Here is a 17,627-nt window from a genome sequence, read left to right on the forward strand (position 1 = left end):
GGTCAATGAAAAGTCGACGATTTCACAGAAGCGTCATCGGAACCCTCTGGCGCGGTCCCCTGAAACGGCGTCATAGTGTCGCTGTCGATCACAGCACGGAGGGGGCTGCCCATTGCCCGGTGCGGTCCGCCAATCTCATGGGTTTTATGGAAGACTTCATCAAAAAAAACCGTATCACTGAAGTCGAATGTCTTGTGCCCGACATTTCGGGCATCGCGCGGGGCAAGATCGTGCCCGCCGACAAGTTTCTCCGCATCTTGCGCGACCGTGGCTTGCGTCTTCCCGAAGCGATTTTCGTCCAGACCGTGACCGGCGAATTCGCCGAGGATGAAGACATCACCTCGGATGAAAATTCCGACATCTACATGATCCCGGACGAACGGACGATCCGCTTCGTTCCCTGGTACGAGGAGCCGACGGCTCAGGTCATCGTCGATTGCGTCTACGCCGACAGCCGTCCAGTGGACATGTCGCCCCGCCATGTGCTCAAGCGCGTGCTGTCCCTGTATGAGGAGCGCGGCTGGAAGCCACAGGTGGCGCCGGAGCTTGAGTTTTTCCTGGTCCAGGTCAACAAGGATCCCGATTACCCGCTGGTGCCGCCGATTGGCCGCAACGGGCGGATGGAAAGCGGGCGGCAGGCCTTCGGCATCGACGCCGTCAACGAATTCGACCCGATTTTCGAAGCCGTCTATGATTACTGCGAAAAGCAGGACATCGACATCGACACCCTGACGCACGAGGCCGGGGCGGCGCAGATCGAAATCAACTTCAACCATGGCGACGCGCTGGAACTGGCCGATCAGGCGTTCCTGTTCAAGCGCACGGCGCGCGAGGCGGCGATCCGCCACAACATCTACGCCACCTTCATGGCCAAGCCGATGCAGGGCGAGCCGGGCAGCGCCATGCACATCCACCAATCGGTGGTGGACGCCGACACCGGGCGCAACCTGTTTTCCAACCCCGATGGGACGGACAGCGCGCTGTTCATGGCCCACATCGCCGGGCTGCAAAAATATCTGCCCTACGCGATGCCGCTGCTGGCCCCGAACGTGAATTCCTATCGCCGTTTGGTGCCGAACTCCGACGCGCCGATCAACGTGCATTGGGGGCGTGACAACCGCACGACGGGTCTGCGCGTGCCGGTGTCGCAGCCCGACGCCCGCCGGGTGGAAAACCGGGTGGCCGGGGCCGACGCCAACCCCTATTTGGCCATCGCCGCGTCGCTCGCTTGCGGCTACATCGGCATGACGCAGAACATGGAGCCGAACGACCCGATCAAGGGATCGGCCTACCGTTTGGCCTTCACCCTGCCGCGCCACCAGAGCGAGGCGCTGACCAAGTTCAACGCCTGCAAGCCGCTGAAGGAAATTCTGGGCGAACGCTTCATCGACGCCGTCACCTGCGTGAAGGAGGCGGAATACAAGGCGTACAACCGGGTCATCAGCTCCTGGGAGCGGGAGAACCTGTTGTTGAACGTGTGATTGAAGGGAAGGGCGGGGGCGGCGCGCCGCCCCCGTTCCGTCACCCTTCGCTTCAGCGCACGATTTGGGCGAGACGGTCGCTGTCCGCCAGCGTGGCGGTGGACGTGTTGACACGCAGGCGCGGCGGCGGCGGCGCGGTCCAGGCGGTGGGCGCGATGGGGCTGGGCGCGGGGCCGCTGGCGACGACCGGAGCGACGGCGACCACCTTCGGAACGTTCACCTCCGGCTTCGCCGCGTTCAGCAATTTCGTTTTGCCTTCAGTCTGCAACCGCCACCCGCGCAGGGCGATCAGAGTTGAGTTCTGATCGGGCCGGGAATAGGCGGAAAAGCGGCGGTCGCGGATCTTGGCCTGAGCGTCGGCCCACACCTTGGTCCAATTGATGGTTCCATCGGCCAGCAGCCGGTCTTCGATGGTCCGCAACAGGGCCTGGTTGACCAGGGCCGTGCCGATGTTCTGGGTGGCCAGGACCAGCGCGTCGGGGGCCTGCTCCAGCGTGGCGCGCAGGCGCAACTGCCCGCCGCAGGATCCCCAGAAGACGAAGGCCGTGTTCGTCGAGATCTCCGGCATCGTTTCTTCTTCGTGATAGCTGTGACCACGATGCACGACGACGCTCGGCACGAGATTGGCGTGGCGCAGCCACAGTTGCACGGCCATCCGCCCATTCTCGCCCCCGTCGGGGGTGTCGGCGACGATGATGATCCGCCGCCCAGCCTTTTCCGGGCTGGAGACCACGACGAAGCCCAGATACTCCTCAATCGCCCACCCCGCCGCGCGATGGGACTTGATGAAGCCGCTGAACGACGATTTGCCGTCGGCGTCGTTGTAGAAGGTCATCCGCTGGACGTTGACGCCGTTCTTGAACAGTCGGTCTTCGCTCAACACCGGGGCCGGGGCGGGCGGGTAGCGGTCGGCGAAGCGTTCCGCCGCGAAGGCGGCGGTGGTCGGGCGGGTTCCCATGCGACCGGCGTGGATTCCGCCAGCCAAGCCCGTCGTCGCTTTGACGATGGGGCTGCGGGCGTCCCGGTGATGATCGGCCAACTCATCCTCAAGGGCGGCGCGAATCTCATCGGATTTGGTGTCCATCGCGTCGGCGAGGGCGCCCGCGACGATGGGCGCGTCGATCCGGGTTTCCTGCGCCAGCAGAGACCGAACGCTGCCCCGCGCCAAGTCGCGCGCGTTGCCAGCCATCGGGCCGAACAGGGTGTCGCCGCGCCCGCTCGTCACCACGGCGATGAAGAAATCCCCCCACAGGGCGCTGGCCGCCGGGTCGCGGGCCAGATCGAAGAAGGTGCGGCGCTCCTGCTTCAGCTTGAGGGTCAGGATGTCGAGAATGCCGTCGAAGGAGGAGGTGTAGAGCTGCGGCCCGATCCGGGCGATCAGTTCGAACAGCACCTCGACGGGCAGCCCGTTGACGATGCGGAAGCGGTCCCGACCGGACTCTTCCGTCATGTCGTCCAACAGCGCGCCGATCTTGGCCGAGAAGGCCGATGGTTCCTTGGCGAAGGCGACGGTCAGCGCCTTGCGCGCCTGCATCTCCAGCGCCAGCAGATTTTCCGGCGGCATCAGCTTGTGCAGCTCGTGCCGGGTTTCGTAGAAAATCATCCCGGTGTCGAGCGACCGCGCCAGCAGGGTCGGCGTCAGGGCGCGCCCGATGATCGTCATGCCGCCGGGCCGCAGCGACAGTTGTTCAATCGCGCCGATGGCGTCAAAGGGGGTGGCGAGGGCGGCCTCGCGCAGGATGGCGGTCGCGGCCTCGCTGGGGAACAGGCTGGAGCAGCGAAACGCCTCCTCCGGTTGCTCGCGCGCCAGGGATAGGAAACCGGCGTCGCCGTTGGTCAACGCGCTCAGGATGGCTGGCCCTGCCGGATCGCCGTCCCAACAGGTTGGCTTTGTTTCGTCGAAGACGAAAGTTTTCGGCGGCTGACGGTGATGGACCGTCGGCGCGCGCGGGGCTGTGCTCGTGGTCTGGGCGTCGGCGGCGCTGGAACCGCCGACCAACAACGCCGCGCAGGCCGCCACGGTCAGAAGGCGTTGGCGAAGGGATGACCGTGAGGAACGGGCGGCGGTGCTCAACATGCGTCCCAATTCTGCGAAAGCGGATCTGGAACAGTTATGGACCGGGCAACGAACAGCATTCAACGGTGGAAATGCTGAAACGACGCCTCATCGCCGTCAAATCGGTTCGGCTTGCGCTGTTTGCCGTGAGGGCGTTGCAAAAAAATCGATCACAGCGGCGTGTGTTGCGCGCGCGCCGTTGGGCCAGAAACTTGATGGCGAGGCGCTGTAGGAAAATTTCTTGAAATGGCCGCTTTCGGGCTGTGATGAGATGCCGTGGGTGGGGGAACTCCGAACGTCGGGCGGTGCGCGCGTTTCTTTGATTCGCGCGCCCGTCCGCCCGGTGTCCGATCCGATCAATCCTCTTCGAGCGAAACCAGAGAGGTGTTGCCGCCCGCCGCCGTCGTGTTGATCGTCAGCGTGCGTTCCGCCGCGAAGCGCGCGAGGTAGCGCGGACCGCCCGCCTTCGGGCCGGTGCCGGACAGCCCCTCGCCGCCAAAGGGCTGCACCCCGACCACGGCGCCAATCATGTTGCGGTTGATGTAGATGTTGCCGACCGGCATCCGCTCGGCGATCTTGCGGGCGGTGCGGTCGATGCGGGTGTGGATTCCCAGCGTCAGGCCATAGCCGGTGGCCTCGATGGCGTCGAGCATGGCGTCCAGCTTGTCGCCCTTGAAGCGGATGACGTGCAAGACCGGGCCGAACACCTCGCGCGGCAACTGGTCGAGGCTGGTGATTTCAAAGGCGTGCGGAGCGAGGAAACTGCCATTGGCGCAGCCATAGGGCAGCTTGCCTTCAAACAGGGTGACGGCCTCCCGTTTCATCCGCTCGACATGCTGTTGCAGGATGGACAGCGCCTCGCCGTCGATCACCGGGCCGACGTCGGTGGACAGCAGGGCCGGGTCGCCCAGACGCAGCTCCGCCGCCGCGCCCTTCAGCATCTCGATCACCTTGGGGGCGATGCCGTCCTGGACGAACAGCACGCGCAGGGCCGAGCAGCGTTGACCGGCGGAGCGGAAGGCGCTGGTCACGACGTCGTCCACCACCTGTTCGGGCAGGGCGGAATTGTCCACCAGCATGGCGTTCTGCCCGCCGGTTTCAGCGATGAAGGGCACGATGGCCCCGCCGCGCGTCGCCAGCGTGCGGTTGATGAGGTGGGCCGTCTCGGTTGATCCGGTGAAGGCGACGCCCGCCACCCGGCGATCCCCGACCAGCCGCCCGCCGACGGTCGCGCCGTCGCCCGGCAGCAGATGCAGAACGTTGGGCGGCACACCGGCCTCCAGCAGCAGCTTGACCATGGCCGCCGCGATCAACGGGGTCTGTTCGGCGGGCTTGGCGATCACCGTGTTGCCCGCCACCAGGGCGGCGGCGACCTGCCCGGCGAAGATCGCCAGCGGGAAGTTCCACGGGCTGATGCAGACGAACACTCCGCGCCCGGTCAGGCGCAGCTCGTTGCGCTCGCCGGTCGGGCCGGGCATCACCATCGGCTGGAAATCGGCGCAGGCGCGGGTGGCGTAATAGCGGCAGAAATCCACCGCCTCGCGCAGTTCGGCGATGGCGTCGGGCAGCACCTTGCCCGCCTCGCGGGTCAGCAGGGCCAGCAGTTCGTCCCGGTCGCGCTCCATCAGGTCGGCGGCGCGGGTCAGGCAGTCGGCGCGCTCCGTCACCGGGCGGGCCGACCAAGCGTGATGGGCGGCGCTCGCCAGAGACAGGGCGCGTTCGACGTCCTCGGCGGTCGCCTCGACGACATGGCCGACGAGCCGCGCGTTGTTCGACGGATCGACGATGGGGCGACCGTTGCCCGCCGGGGTCAACCCGCCAACGATGGGGCCGCCCGTCCACGGCTTGCTCCAGGCCGCCGCCATGCCGGTCAGCAGCGGGCCGACGATGGTTGGATCGCTGAGGTCGGCGCCCTGGCTGTTCAGCCGCTCCGCCCCATAGAGATCCTTGGGCAGCGGGATGCGCGGGTGCGGCTTCACCGCCAGACCGGCGATGCGGGCGACCGGATCGGCGACGATGTCGGCGATGGGAACCTGTTCGTCCTGGATGCGGTTGACGAAGGAGGAGTTGGCGCCGTTTTCCAGCAACCGACGGACCAGATAGGCCAACAGATCCTCATGGCTGCCGACGGGGGCGTACACGCGCACCGGCATGTCGGGGCCGACGATTTGATGATAGAGCGGCTCGCCCATGCCGTGCAGGCGCTGGAACTCGTAGCCGACGCGGTCGCCCGCCATTTCCAGGACCGAGGCGACGGTGTGCGCGTTGTGGGTGGCGAACATCGGGTGAAAGACGTCGCGGCGGCTGAGCAGCTTGCGGGCGCAGGCCAGATAGGAGACGTCGGTGGACGCCTTGCGGGTGAAGACCGGGTAATTGTCCAGGCCGCGTTCCTGGCCGCGCTTGATCTCGCTGTCCCAATAGGCGCCCTTGACCAGCCGGATCATCAGCTTGCGCCCGACCCGCGCGGCCAGATTGCCCAACCATTCGATCACCGGCAGGGCGCGCTTTTGATAGGCCTGCACCGCCAGCCCGAACCCCTCCCAGCCATTGAGCGCTGGGTCGCTGAACACCGCCTCGATCACATCGAGCGACAGGTCGAGACGGTCGGATTCTTCGGCGTCCACGGTCAGATGGATGCCCGCCGCCTTGGCTTTCAGCGCCAGATCGAGCAGGCGCGGGCGCAGCTCCGCCATCACGCGGGCCTGTTGGGCGATCTCGTAACGCGGGTGGATGGCCGACAGCTTCACCGAAATGCCGGGGCTGGTCAGAACCGTCCGGTTGCCGCGCGCCTTGCCGATGGATTCGATGGCCCGCGCGTAGGTCTCTTGATAGCGGTCGGCGTCGGCCTGGGTGCGGGCGGCTTCGCCCAGCATGTCGTAGGAATAGCGGTAGCCCAGCTTTTCGCTGTCGCGGGCGCGGTCCAGCGCCTCTTCAATGTTGCGGCCCATGACGAACTGGCGGCCCAGAATGCGCATCGCCTGCATCATCGCCTGCCGGATCACCGGCTCGCCCGCCCGGCTGACCAGACGATCGAGCAGACCGGCGGGCTGGCGCTGGTCCTCGTCGTCCAACCGCACGACCTTGCCGGTCAGCATCAACGCCCAGGTGGAGGCGTTGACGAACAGGCTGTCGGCCTTGCCGAGATGGCGCGTCCAATCGGCGTCGCCGATCTTGTCGCGAATCAGCAGATCGGCGGTTTCGGAATCGGGGATGCGCAGCAGCGCTTCCGCCAGACACATCAGCGCCACGCCTTCCTTGGTGGACAGGCCGAACTCTTGCAGGAAGGCGTCGAGCGCGCCGAAGCGCGGGCGGGTTTCCCGCAGCTTGGCGACGAAACCGGCGGCGGTGTCCTGCACCCGGCGGCGGGCGTCGGGGGGCAGGGCGGCGATCTGGATCAGCCCATCCAGCACCCGCACCTCGTCGGCGCGGTAGGCGGCGATGATCGCGGCACGGTCCGGACGCACGGCGGGAAACTCGGCGGATGCAAGCATGGGATGGTCCATCGCTCTGTGGTGTGAAGATAATTCAGTATAGTAAGATTTAAGCCGATGATGGTCCGTTTGATTGTGGATAAAACGGAATTTTTCATGATAGAATAAGAAACAAACCATGGAAAATTTGGAATTGACGATGGAGCGCTCCCTCGACCCCACCGACGTCAAGATCCTGCGCGAATTGCAGGAGGATGGACGGCTCAGCAACGTTGAACTGGCCCGCCGGATCAACCTCAGCCCGGCGGCGTGTCTGGAACGGGTGAAACGTTTGCAGAATGACGGCATCATTCAGCGTTACGTGGCTTTGCTCGATCCCCACCGGCTGGACGCCGGCATGCTGGTGTTCGTGGAGGTCGTGCTGGACCGCACCACCCCGGACAATTTCGACGACTTCAAGGGCACCGTGCTGCGCATGCCCCAGATCATGGAATGCCATATGGTGGCGGGCGGGTTCGATTACCTCGTCAAAGCGCGGGTTCGCGACATGAATGAATACAGATTGTTCCTCGGCGAGCTTTTGTCCACCGCGCGCGGCGTGCGGGAGACTCACACCTACGCGGTGATGGAGGAGGTGAAGAGCGTCACCGCCATCCCGTTGGATGGGTTGTCAGGCTGACGGCGCGCGCCATCCCACCAATTCCCATCTTGCAGACGTCTTTCGATTCAAGACGCAAATTGCGAGCGGAGCGACGTTTTTGAACCTCATCTGGGTGCGGTTTCTTTTTCGACCAGCAATTTCAAGGGTGGCGCCCGGCGGCACGATCCTTGCTGTTAAAGCGCGCTGGTTGGCACACAACGATCTATTGTTTCTGGACGACTTTGCGTTTTGGACCAATAGTTGGATGCTGGCTTTCGTTGCAACGGCTGAGATGGAACAGCGTCATGCGCGTCAACACACCGATCACCAAGACTGAAGTGCATCTGACGGAAGGTGTTCCACTCGTCTCGCGCACGGACACGGGCGGGCGGATCACCTTCGTCAACAAGGCTTTCGTTGAGATCAGCGGCTTTGCCGAGCATGAGTTGATTGGCGCCCCGCACAATCTCGTCCGCCATCCCGACATGCCGAAAGAGGCCTTCGCCGATCTGTGGGCCACGATCAAGGACGGGCATCCCTGGGAGGGGCTGGTCAAGAACCGCACCAAATCGGGCGATTTTTATTGGGTGCGCGCCAACGTCACGCCGGTTCTGGCCGATGGGGAAGTCAAGGAATACATTTCCATCCGCTCCAAACCCTCGCGCGAGGACATAGCGGCGGCGGACGCCCTCTACGCGGCGATGCGAAATGGAACCGCCAAGCTGGTTTTGGCGCAGGGCGAACTGGTCAAGCCCGGTCTTGCGGCGCGCGTCGTCGCGGCGGTGCGCGACAGCATCGCCGGACAATTGTTCGCGGTGTTCGGCGTGCTGGTTTTGGGGATGCTGCTGGCGGGGTGGTTCGGGTTGCGCGGTATGTCCGAATCCAACGAATCGCTGCGCACGGTCTATGAGGATCGTACGGTCCCAGCCTTTCAGATCGGCGAGATTCTGAATCACACGCGGGAAAACCAGCAAATCATCACCGATTTGGTGATCGGCCTGCGCGACGGCATGCCGGACAAAGAGGTCAAGGAACAGCTTAAAGAAATTGAGGACAACGTCGCCTATATGGCGAAATTGCTGAAAGAATATTTGGACACCTATCTGACGCCGGAAGAAAAAATCCTGGCGGCGAAGTACCAGGAATTGAGCGCGCGCTTCAACCGCGAGGCCATTGTTCCAGCCATCGCGCACATCAAGGACAGCAACTCTCTGGCCTTGGAGGTTCACGTTCGCAAGGTGCTGAAGCCGTTGTTCCTTGAACTCCACGACGTCAACGACAAGCTTCTGGAACTGCAAATCCGCGTGGCGCGGGAAGAGTATCAGTCGGCGGTCGCCAGTTTCCGATTGCGGTTTGCGGAGCTTTTGGCGACGCTCACAGTGGGTTGCGCGCTGGCCACGCTCTTTGGCCTGTTGATTTTGCGGACGGTCCGTCGGCCGCTGGCGGCGATGGAGAAGACCTATGGCCGCGTCGCCATCGGCGACTACATGAGTCCGGCAGAACCAATTTCCATCGCCGAATTCAAGCGGATCGCGTCGGAATTGAACGCGATGAAGGCAAAAATTGGCTACAGCCTGCATGAAAAGCTGGAGTTGGAGGTTCGTCAGAAGGAGTTGACTCGCATCACCTTGCTGGAAACCTGCAAGGCCATCGAAAGCGACCTTGACGCCACGTGGATCGGGGTGGATCAGGCCGGGCGGCGAGCGGGCGACGGCATCACCCATCTGATGGAATCGCTGGGGGTGGTGCGCGAAAACACCGTGGTGGTGTCGGCGGCCTCCGAACAGGCCAGTTCCAACGCCTCCTCCGTGGCGGCGGCGACCGAGGAGTTGAACGCCGCCGGGCATGAGATCGCCCGGCAGGCGGCGCGCTCCAGCGAGGTGGCGCGGAAGGCTGTGGACAGCGCGCGGGATTCGGCCTCGGCGATCAGCCGTATGGAGATCGCGACGGAGGAAATCGGCAAGGTCGCCAGCCTCATCAACGACATCGCCGGACAAACCAACCTGCTGGCGCTCAACGCCACCATCGAGGCGGCGCGGGCGGGCGAGGCGGGCAAGGGCTTCGCCGTGGTCGCAGGCGAGGTGAAAAGTCTTGCGGGCCAAACCGCGCGGGCGACTGGCGACATCGCCCGTCAGATCGAACAGTTGAAGGCGGCGGTCAACGGCAGCGTCTCGGCCATTCAGACCGTGATCTCCGTCATCCAGGAGATCGACGAAGCGGCGTCCGCCACGGCGGCGGCGGTGGAGGAGCAATCAGCGGCCAACGGCGAAATCGGGCGCAGCGCCACCAACTCCGCCGGCGGGGCCTCACAAGTGTCGAGCAGCGTGCTGCGCATCCGCGACCAGACCGACGAGATCACCGACATCGCCCGCGACGTCAGCCGCCGCATGACCGACACCCAATCCGCCGTGTCCGATCTGAAGCGGCGTCTGGTCATTGCGCTCCGCCAATCCGTGGCGGGGGACCGCCGCACCTCCGACCGCATCCCCTGCGAAGAGGCGATCACCCTGGTGATTGGCGCGAACCGCGTGTCGGCGACGATGCTGGATCTCTCCATCGACGGTCTGCTGGTTGATCCGAAAGGCTTGCCGACGCTGGCCGAACACAGCGCGATTCAGGTGCTGCTGCGCGACGCGGGCGACTTGCCCGCCATCGTCGCCGGAAGCAGCGATCTGGGGCTGCATCTGGCCTTTGGCGAGTTGTCCGACGCCCAGACTGAAAAACTGGAAGAAGCCTATCGCCGCCTGATCGAAACCGACCGCCCCTTCATCAAGACCATCCAAGAGACGGCGACGTCCTTGGCGGGGTTGTTGGAAAACAGCCTGCGCGATGGCCGCATCACCGAAGAGGATTTGTTCTCCACCCAACTGACCAGCGTTCCCGGCACGGCGCCGGAACAGTTCATCGCCCCCTTCACCGACCTGACCGACCGCCTGTTCCCCACCTTGCAGGAGCAGATTTTGGCGTCCAACCCGCGCTTCCAATTCTGTGTGGCCGTCAACAGCATCGGCTATCTGCCGACCCACAACGCCCGCTATTCTGAACCGCAGCGCCCCGGCGAGGTGGATTGGAACACCGCGCACAGCCGCAACCGACGTCTGTTCACCGACCGGGCCGGTTTGGCGGCGGCGCGCAACACGCGGGCCTTCCTGCTGCAAGCCTACCGCCGCGACATGGGCGGCGGTCAGATGGTCCGCTTGAAGGAGGTGGACGCCCCGATCATCGTCCGTGGGCGTCATTGGGGATCGTTGCGCCTGGGCTATCGGGCCTGAGCGTGTTGAGCGGCGATCAAGGCGTCTGCTTGTCCGGCACCAGCACGGCTCCGCAGATCGCCTTGATCGCCTCGGTCTGGTCGGCTCCGGCGGATCGGGCCAGCAGACCCTGGCCAAAGGCGAAGGCGTAGAACAGATAGGCGCGGGCGAAAGCCTGATCGGGCGGCAGGCCCAGCGCGACGAACAGATCGGCGACGCAGCGCAGACGTTCGCCGTCCACCTCGGCGATCACCCCCTCCGCCTCCGGCGCGCGGCGCGCCCAATCGCGGACGGCCAGTTCAATGGCCATGCCGCGCGGGTTGTTGCCGCTGTAAAGCGCCAGCAAATCATGCAGTTGCTTGGCCGGTTCGCGACCGTCCAGCCGGGTCTGCTCCTTGATCGCGGCGATGCGGCCGTGCTTCCAGCCGTCCAACAGGGCGTTCATCAGGTCGGTGCGGTCGCGGAAGTGCCAGTAGAAGCTGCCCTTCGTGACCTTCAGCTTTTTTGCCAGCAACTCGACGCGGACCTGTTCGACGCCCCCCTCGGCCAGGGCTGAAAAGGCGGCGGTCAGCCATGAGTCGCGATTTTTTGTTTTTGCTTCCATAACTCCGATCCGCCCCAATCCCTCCGGTCGCCCCTTCCAGAAACGCGCTGGGGCGGACGATCTATAGCCGAACAGTCGCCGGATTGGCAGCTTTGTCGCCAAGGCGGCGCGGGACAGCCCGGCTTCGCCTTGCTACAGTCGCCGTTCAGGGATCTTTCGCGAACGACAGACCAGAGACAAGGCACCATGGACAAAGGCACGCCGAAGGCCATCCGGCTTCAGGATTACCGCCCCCCCGCCCACCGCATCGACCGCGTCGCTCTGCACGTCGATCTGGGGGAGGACGTCACGACCGTTCGCGCCGTGCTGGCGATCCGCCGCAACCCCGACCGCCCCGACGCGGCGACCGAACCGCTGACGCTCGACGGCCAGCGGCTGGCGCTGGTCTCGGTGGCGCTGGACGGGCGGGCGCTGACGGCGGCGGATTACACGGTGACGCCCGACCATCTGATCCTGACCGACACGCCGGACAGCTTCACGCTGGAAACAATGGTCCAGATCAAGCCGCAGGAAAACACGGCGCTGGAAGGGCTGTACAAATCCTCCGGCAACTTCTGCACCCAGTGCGAGGCCGAGGGATTCCGCAAGATCACCTATTTCCTCGACCGTCCCGACGCGATGGCGGTCTACAGCGTCACCATCACCGGCGAGAAGGCGCGCTACCCGGTTCTGCTGTCCAACGGCAATCTGGCCGAATCCGGCGATCTGCCCGACGGGCGCCATTGGGCGCGTTGGGAGGATCCCTTCCCCAAGCCCTGCTATCTGTTCGCGCTGGTGGCGGGCGCGCTGGTCCATGGCGAGGATCATTTTCGCACCGCGTCCGGCCGCGACGTCACCCTGCGGATCTATGTCGAGCCGGGGAACGAGGACAAGATCGACCACGCCATGCGCTCGCTCGTCAAATCCATGCGCTGGGACGAGGAGGTCTATGGGCTGGAGTATGACCTCGACATCTTCAACATCGTCGCGGTCGGCGATTTCAACATGGGGGCGATGGAAAACAAGTCGCTCAACGTCTTCAACACCAAATACATCCTGGCCAAACCGGAAACCGCGACCGACGCCGATTTCCAGAACATCGAGGCCGTCGTCGCCCACGAGTATTTCCACAATTGGACCGGCAACCGTGTCACCTGCCGCGACTGGTTCCAACTGTCGTTGAAGGAAGGGCTGACGGTCTTCCGCGATCAGGAATTCTCCGCCGATCTGAACTCCCGCGCGGTCAAGCGCATCGCCGACGTCCAGGGGCTGCGCACCGTGCAGTTTCAAGAGGATTCGGGCGCGATGGCCCACCCGGTGCGGCCCGACAGCTATGTGGAGATCAACAACTTCTACACGCCCACCGTCTACAACAAGGGCGCGGAAGTCATCCGCATGATCCACACCCTGTTGGGGCCGGACAAGTACCGCAAGGGCACGGATCTGTATTTCCAACGCCATGACGGGCAGGCCGTGACCTGCGACGATTTCGTCGCCGCCATGGCCGACGCCAGCGGCGTGGATCTGTCGCAGTTCCAGCTTTGGTATCGGCAGGCGGGAACCCCGGAACTGGACGTCACCGGCGCGCACGACGCGGCGACCCAAAGCTACCGGCTGACCGTGCGCCAGACCGTTCCGCCAACGCCGGGCCAGCCGACCAAGCTGCCGATGCACATTCCGCTGGTCGTCGGCCTGCTCGACCCCGACGGCGCCGATCTGCCGTTGCGTCTGGCGGGCGAAGAGGCGGCAGGCGCGACCAGCCGCATCCTGCACGTCACCGCCGAAACCCAGACTTTCGTCTTCCAGGACGTCGCCGCCCGCCCGGTCCCGTCGCTGCTGCGCGGCTTCTCGGCTCCGGTGAAGCTGAAGACCGACCTGTCGGACGCTGACCTCACCTTTCTGATGGCGCATGACAGCGACGCCTTCAATCGGTGGGAGGCTGGGCAAATTCTTGGTGGGCGCATTCTGCTGGGGCTGGTCGCCGACCAGCAGGCTGGGCGCGCCCTGGTCCTGCCCGACAGCTACGTCGCCGCCGTCGCCAAGGTTCTGGAAGACGCCGACCAGGATCCGGCCTTCGCCGCACAAGCCCTGGTGCTGCCGACCGAAGCCTATCTGGGCACCCAGATGGCAGTGATCGACCCCGACGCCATCCACACCGCGCGCGAATTCGCTCGCAAGATTCTGGCGACGGCGCTGCGCGGCCAATGGCTGGCGGCCTACCGCCGCAACGCCACGCATGGGGAATTCTCGGTGGACGCCGCCGCCATCGGCAAACGGGCGCTGAAGAATCTGTGTCTGGCCTATCTGATGGCGGCGGAAGACGCCGAGGCGCTGGGCCTGTGCCTGGGCCAGTATCACGGGGCCATGGCGATGACCGACGTGATCGCCGCCCTGCAATTCCTGTCCAATTCGGCGGCGGAGGAGCGGGCCGAGGCCATCGCCAGCTTCTACGAGCGTTGGAAGGGGAGGCGCTGGTCGTCGACAAATGGTTCAGCGTGCAGGCGATGTCCCACCGCCCCGACGCGCTGGAGCGGGTGACGGAACTGCTCGACCACCCGGCCTTCGCGATCCGCAACCCGAACAAGGTCTACGCCTTGATCGGCGGTTTCGCCAACGGCAACCCGGTTCGCTTCCACACGGTCAGCGGCGCCGGGTATCGTTTCCTGGCCGATCAAATCCTGCGCATCGACCCGATGAACCCACAGGTTGCGTCGCGTCTGATGGGGCCATTCTCCCGCCTGCGGCGCTATGACGCGGCTCGTCAGGGGCTGATGAAGGCCCAGTTGGAGCGGATCGTCGCCACGCCGGGCCTGTCGGCGGATGTTTACGAGATCGCCAGCAAGAGCCTTGCGGCGGCGGGCTGACGCTCGACACGGAAAAGGGCCGGAGGTTTCCCTCCGGCCCTTTCACCATCGCAAAGACCGCGTGGGGTCTCAGGCTTACTTCTGCTCGGCCAAGAAGGCGACCAGATCGTCAACTTTCTGCGGGTCCTTCAGGCCGGCGAAGGCCATCGTGCCGCCGGGAACGATTTCCTTCGGGGCGGTGATGTAGGCCTTCAGGTTGTCGGCGGTCCAGGCATAACCAGCCGCGCCCTTTTCCTTCATCGGAGCCGAGTATTTGAAGCCGTCGATCGAGGCGGCCGGGCGACCGACCACGCCGAACAGCGACGGGCCGACCTTGTTCTTGCCCTGTTCGGCGGTGTGGCAGGCCATGCAGACCTTGAAGACGTCCTTGCCAGCGGCGGCGTCACCCGCCTGCGCGGCGCCGGCGCCCATGACAACAGCGGCCACCAGAGCCACGCCCATCAGATGCTTCTTCATTCCTCGGCTTCCCTTCCGATGTGATGGTCAGCGAAGCGCGCCGACCGAATTCGCGCGGCAGCATACACATTCCAAGGGTCAGGCCAACCCCCCAACATGCCGCTGTCCTACCAAAGAACACCCCGACGGGGTTATTTCATCCAGGTGAGAAACGCAACCATGGCGGCAACCACAAGGATCGCCGCCCAAGGCAGATAGAAACCGCTTTGCCCTGACGCGGGCGCGCCATGGCTGGCGACAACCGGAGAAGTCGCGGGCACGTCGGGCGTGTCCGCCGCCGCCGGGGCTGGCGCGTCGAGCAGCGCGGTAAAGCGGACGAAGAAATCATCGGCCATCTTGCGCGCCGTGGCGTCGACCAACCGCGACCCAATTTGCGCCAGCTTGCCGCCAACCTGGGCGTGCGCCTTGTAGGTCAGCACGGTGGCCGCCCCGTCGCTGGCCAGCGTGACGGAGGCCCCGCCCTTGCCAAAGCCCGCGACGCCGCCGGAGCCTTCGCCGGTGATGGTGTAGCCGTTGGGCGGATCGAGGTCCGACAGCGTCACCTTGCCGGAAAATTTCGCGCTGACCGGCCCAACCTTGGCGACCACCTTGGCGGTCATTTCGGTGTCGGATTGCTTGACCACCTCGTCACAGCCGGGGATGCATTGGCGCAGCACCTCCGGGTCGTTCAGCGCGGCCCACACGCGGTCGCGCGGGGCCTCGATCCGGTGGCTTCCGCTCATGTCCATGGTTCGTCGATCCTCCAAACCCGTTGTTGGCCGCAAGCGCGGCGTTCCGGTTGCGATCCAAGATAGGGGATCGCCGCGCGCTTCGACAGCCCCCTCAACCACAGAAAAGCGGTCATGACGCGCGTCTTTGCATTTGCTAAGACCAGGGTGTTTCCCGATTGCAGCGAAATGGCCCCGACATGTCCGACCGTCCCACCGCTGAAACCGCATCCCCGGCCACTGTGCATCTGGCGCTGGGCGGCAACATCGGCGACCGCGCGGCCAACCTCGCCGAGGCCATCGCGCGCCTCGGCGCGGCGGTGCGGATCGACCGGACGTCCGCCGTCTATGAAACCGCGCCGATGTACGTCACCGACCAGCCCGCCTTTCTGAACATGGCGGTCAGCGGCGTGACCACGCTGGCGCCGCTGGCCCTGCTGGCCTTCGTGAAAGAGATTGAGGCCGCGTTGGGGCGGGAGCGGGGCGGGTTGCGCTTTGGGCCGCGCCCCATCGACATCGACATTCTGTTGTACGGTGGCGTGACGATGGCCGATCCGACCCTGGAAATTCCACACCCCCGCATCGCTGAGCGCGCCTTTGTGCTGTGCCCGCTGGCCGACATCGCCGCCGACGTCGCGCATCCGCTTTTGGAGCGGACCATCGCCGATCTGCTGACCGAGGTTCCGGACCGCGACACCGTCCTGCGCGTCGCCGAGGCTCTCGACAGCCTCTGAGCGACGGGCGCCCGTCGTCGCTGGCGGGTGGCAAGACCGGACGCTTGCGCCTATAGTGCCGGACAAGGGGGCGGTCGAGGCCGCCCGAACCGTTCCAGGGGCCAATCCTACAGGTTTGGCTGGGAGATGCCGTTTGTCAGACAACAGCGCGGATCGTCGCGCCATCGTCCAACCGGGCGGCGCGACGCTCACCTACACGATCCTTGTGCGCGGCTTCACCGCCCCGGTTCGGCTGGTCGGGCGGGATGGCCCGGTCATCGCCAGTTTTGACCTGACCTTGACGGTGGTCCATCCAGGGCAGGGCTTTCCCGACGACATCGCGGCTGTGATGTCCTACGAGGACATTGTGGAGGAGTTGCGGCGCCTGTGCGCGGAGCCGTCGATTTCCGGGCCGGACTATCTGGCCGAGAGCGCCGCCGATTTGTGTTTGGCCCACGCCAAGGTCCAACGGGCCTCCGTCGCTGTGGAATTGCCGTCTGTAACCGAAGATGGCGCGGGAACCGGCGCAAGCATCACACGTATGCAACAAAACAGTCTTTCATCTTTCTGAATCCATCACGTTACTATCTTTGACCTATTGGTCAGTCCGATGGGACTACGTTGGCGTGACGATGTATGAATTGCCCATGACCAAAATCTGGGCATTTTTTCTTTTCCGTCGTCGGATATCGTTGCGAAATTGTATTTTTCGCGTACAATCCGAAATCAAGGGTTAACAGCCCGTATATTCCACCCAAACAGCGCGCAGGCCCCACCCATCCGCAGTGATTGATCCGTTTTAAGGGAGGAATCCATGGACCGCAGCACGACGCCGACCCTTTCGGAACTCCTTGAAGACCCGATCATCCTCGCCGTCATGGCTCGTGACGGCGTCAGCCGCGACAATGTGCGGCAATTGTTTGACCAGATCGCCCGAAATCGTCGGCTTGAAGAAGAGCGGATGGCCGCCTGACGGCAGCGTTCCGTCTTCCTTACGGTCGCGTTGATCGTGTCGAACAAAAGGGCGTCGCTCCGGTGAGAGCGACGCCCTTTTTGGTGAAACGGGTCCAATCCTCACCCCCCCAAAACCTCGTTGACGGCCTCCATCACCTCGGCGGGGGTGAAGGGTTTGCGCAGGGTTTTCTGCGCGCCAAGCGCCTCAGCGACCGGCAGAACGTCAAGCGAGGCGCGGGCGCCGCCGCCGGAAATGGCGATGATTTTTAAATTGGGCGTGACGCGCCGCAACTCCATGATGGTGGCCAACCCTTCTTGGTTGGGCATGAAGATGTCGGTGATGACCAGATCGGCGGGATGCTCGCGAAAGCGGGCGACCCCCTCCACCCCATCGCGCGCGCCGAACGCTTCATGCCCGCCGCGCGTGATGGTGCGCAACAGCATGGTTCGCACCATATCGTCGTCGTCGATAATCAGCACGCTGGCCATGG

The 17,627-nt window shown here is 64.6% G+C and carries 13 protein-coding genes and 1 pseudogene; 8 read left to right on the forward strand and 6 right to left on the reverse strand.

Going from position 1 to position 17,627, the window contains the following annotated elements:
- Nucleotides 1-137 precede the first annotated feature (137 nt).
- Nucleotides 138-1,481, forward strand: a complete 1,344-nt coding sequence (locus D3877_RS26285; protein WP_119833765.1) for a glutamine synthetase family protein — start codon at nt 138-140, stop codon at nt 1,479-1,481.
- 52 nt (nt 1,482-1,533) lie between these two features.
- Here the strand turns inward: D3877_RS26285 and D3877_RS26290 are convergent, their stop codons facing one another.
- Complete coding sequence (locus D3877_RS26290; protein WP_119833766.1) at nt 1,534-3,558, reverse strand: hypothetical protein; 2,025 nt, start codon at nt 3,556-3,558, stop codon at nt 1,534-1,536.
- A 335-nt stretch (nt 3,559-3,893) separates the two neighbouring features.
- On the reverse strand, nt 3,894-7,028 hold the full coding sequence (gene putA / locus D3877_RS26295) for a bifunctional proline dehydrogenase/L-glutamate gamma-semialdehyde dehydrogenase PutA (RefSeq protein ID WP_119833767.1): 3,135 nt from the start codon (nt 7,026-7,028) through the stop codon (nt 3,894-3,896).
- A gap of 139 nt (nt 7,029-7,167) precedes the next feature.
- Here putA and D3877_RS26300 point away from each other — a divergent pair, with 139 nt between their 5' ends.
- The 3 genes from D3877_RS26300 to D3877_RS26305 all read left to right on the forward strand — a co-directional run bounded on the left by D3877_RS26300 (nt 7,168) and on the right by D3877_RS26305 (nt 10,880).
- Entirely contained in the window at nt 7,168-7,647 is a 480-nt protein-coding gene (locus D3877_RS26300; RefSeq protein WP_119834043.1) for a winged helix-turn-helix transcriptional regulator, read from the forward strand.
- 79 nt (nt 7,648-7,726) lie between these two features.
- Nucleotides 7,727-7,945, forward strand: a complete 219-nt coding sequence (locus tag D3877_RS29645; RefSeq protein WP_147395302.1) for a hypothetical protein — start codon at nt 7,727-7,729, stop codon at nt 7,943-7,945.
- Nucleotides 7,914-10,880, forward strand: a complete 2,967-nt coding sequence (locus D3877_RS26305; RefSeq protein ID WP_119833768.1) for a methyl-accepting chemotaxis protein — start codon at nt 7,914-7,916, stop codon at nt 10,878-10,880. The genes D3877_RS29645 and D3877_RS26305 overlap by 32 nt, the downstream gene beginning before the upstream one ends.
- 16 nt (nt 10,881-10,896) lie before the next feature.
- Here the strand turns inward: D3877_RS26305 and D3877_RS26310 are convergent, their stop codons facing one another.
- Complete coding sequence (locus D3877_RS26310) at nt 10,897-11,463, reverse strand: TetR/AcrR family transcriptional regulator (protein ID WP_119833769.1); 567 nt, start codon at nt 11,461-11,463, stop codon at nt 10,897-10,899.
- Between the two features lie 186 nt (nt 11,464-11,649).
- On the opposite strand from D3877_RS26310, the pseudogene pepN reads away from it, so the two are divergent.
- Nucleotides 11,650-14,306 (forward strand): annotated as a pseudogene (pepN, locus tag D3877_RS26315) (aminopeptidase N).
- Between the two features lie 75 nt (nt 14,307-14,381).
- On the opposite strand, the gene D3877_RS26320 reads toward pepN, so the two are convergent.
- Both D3877_RS26320 and D3877_RS26325 read right to left on the reverse strand, forming a co-directional pair.
- On the reverse strand, nt 14,382-14,762 hold the full coding sequence (locus D3877_RS26320) for a c-type cytochrome (RefSeq protein ID WP_119833770.1): 381 nt from the start codon (nt 14,760-14,762) through the stop codon (nt 14,382-14,384).
- Nucleotides 14,763-14,893: 131 nt separating this feature from the next.
- On the reverse strand, nt 14,894-15,490 hold the full coding sequence (locus D3877_RS26325; RefSeq protein ID WP_119833771.1) for an SRPBCC family protein: 597 nt from the start codon (nt 15,488-15,490) through the stop codon (nt 14,894-14,896).
- Between the two features lie 179 nt (nt 15,491-15,669).
- Between D3877_RS26325 and folK the strand changes: the two genes are divergently transcribed.
- The 3 genes from folK to D3877_RS30335 all read left to right on the forward strand — a co-directional run bounded on the left by folK (nt 15,670) and on the right by D3877_RS30335 (nt 17,155).
- A complete protein-coding gene (gene folK / locus D3877_RS26330) occupies nt 15,670-16,203 on the forward strand; it encodes a 2-amino-4-hydroxy-6-hydroxymethyldihydropteridine diphosphokinase (RefSeq protein WP_119833772.1) in 534 nt (177 codons plus the stop codon).
- A gap of 133 nt (nt 16,204-16,336) precedes the next feature.
- Nucleotides 16,337-16,753 (forward strand): tunnelling fold family protein, encoded by a 417-nt coding sequence (locus D3877_RS26335; RefSeq protein ID WP_119833773.1) that lies wholly within the window; start codon nt 16,337-16,339, stop codon nt 16,751-16,753.
- A gap of 243 nt (nt 16,754-16,996) precedes the next feature.
- Nucleotides 16,997-17,155 (forward strand): hypothetical protein, encoded by a 159-nt coding sequence (locus tag D3877_RS30335; RefSeq protein WP_199720998.1) that lies wholly within the window; start codon nt 16,997-16,999, stop codon nt 17,153-17,155.
- A 101-nt stretch (nt 17,156-17,256) separates the two neighbouring features.
- On the opposite strand, the gene D3877_RS26340 is transcribed toward D3877_RS30335, so the two are convergent.
- Nucleotides 17,257-17,625: a response regulator gene (locus tag D3877_RS26340; protein WP_119833774.1), complete on the reverse strand. Its 369-nt coding sequence runs from the start codon at nt 17,623-17,625 to the stop codon at nt 17,257-17,259.
- Nucleotides 17,626-17,627 lie beyond the last annotated feature (2 nt).

The organism is Azospirillum cavernae, assembly GCF_003590795.1.
GTDB lineage: Bacteria > Pseudomonadota > Alphaproteobacteria > Azospirillales > Azospirillaceae > Azospirillum > Azospirillum cavernae.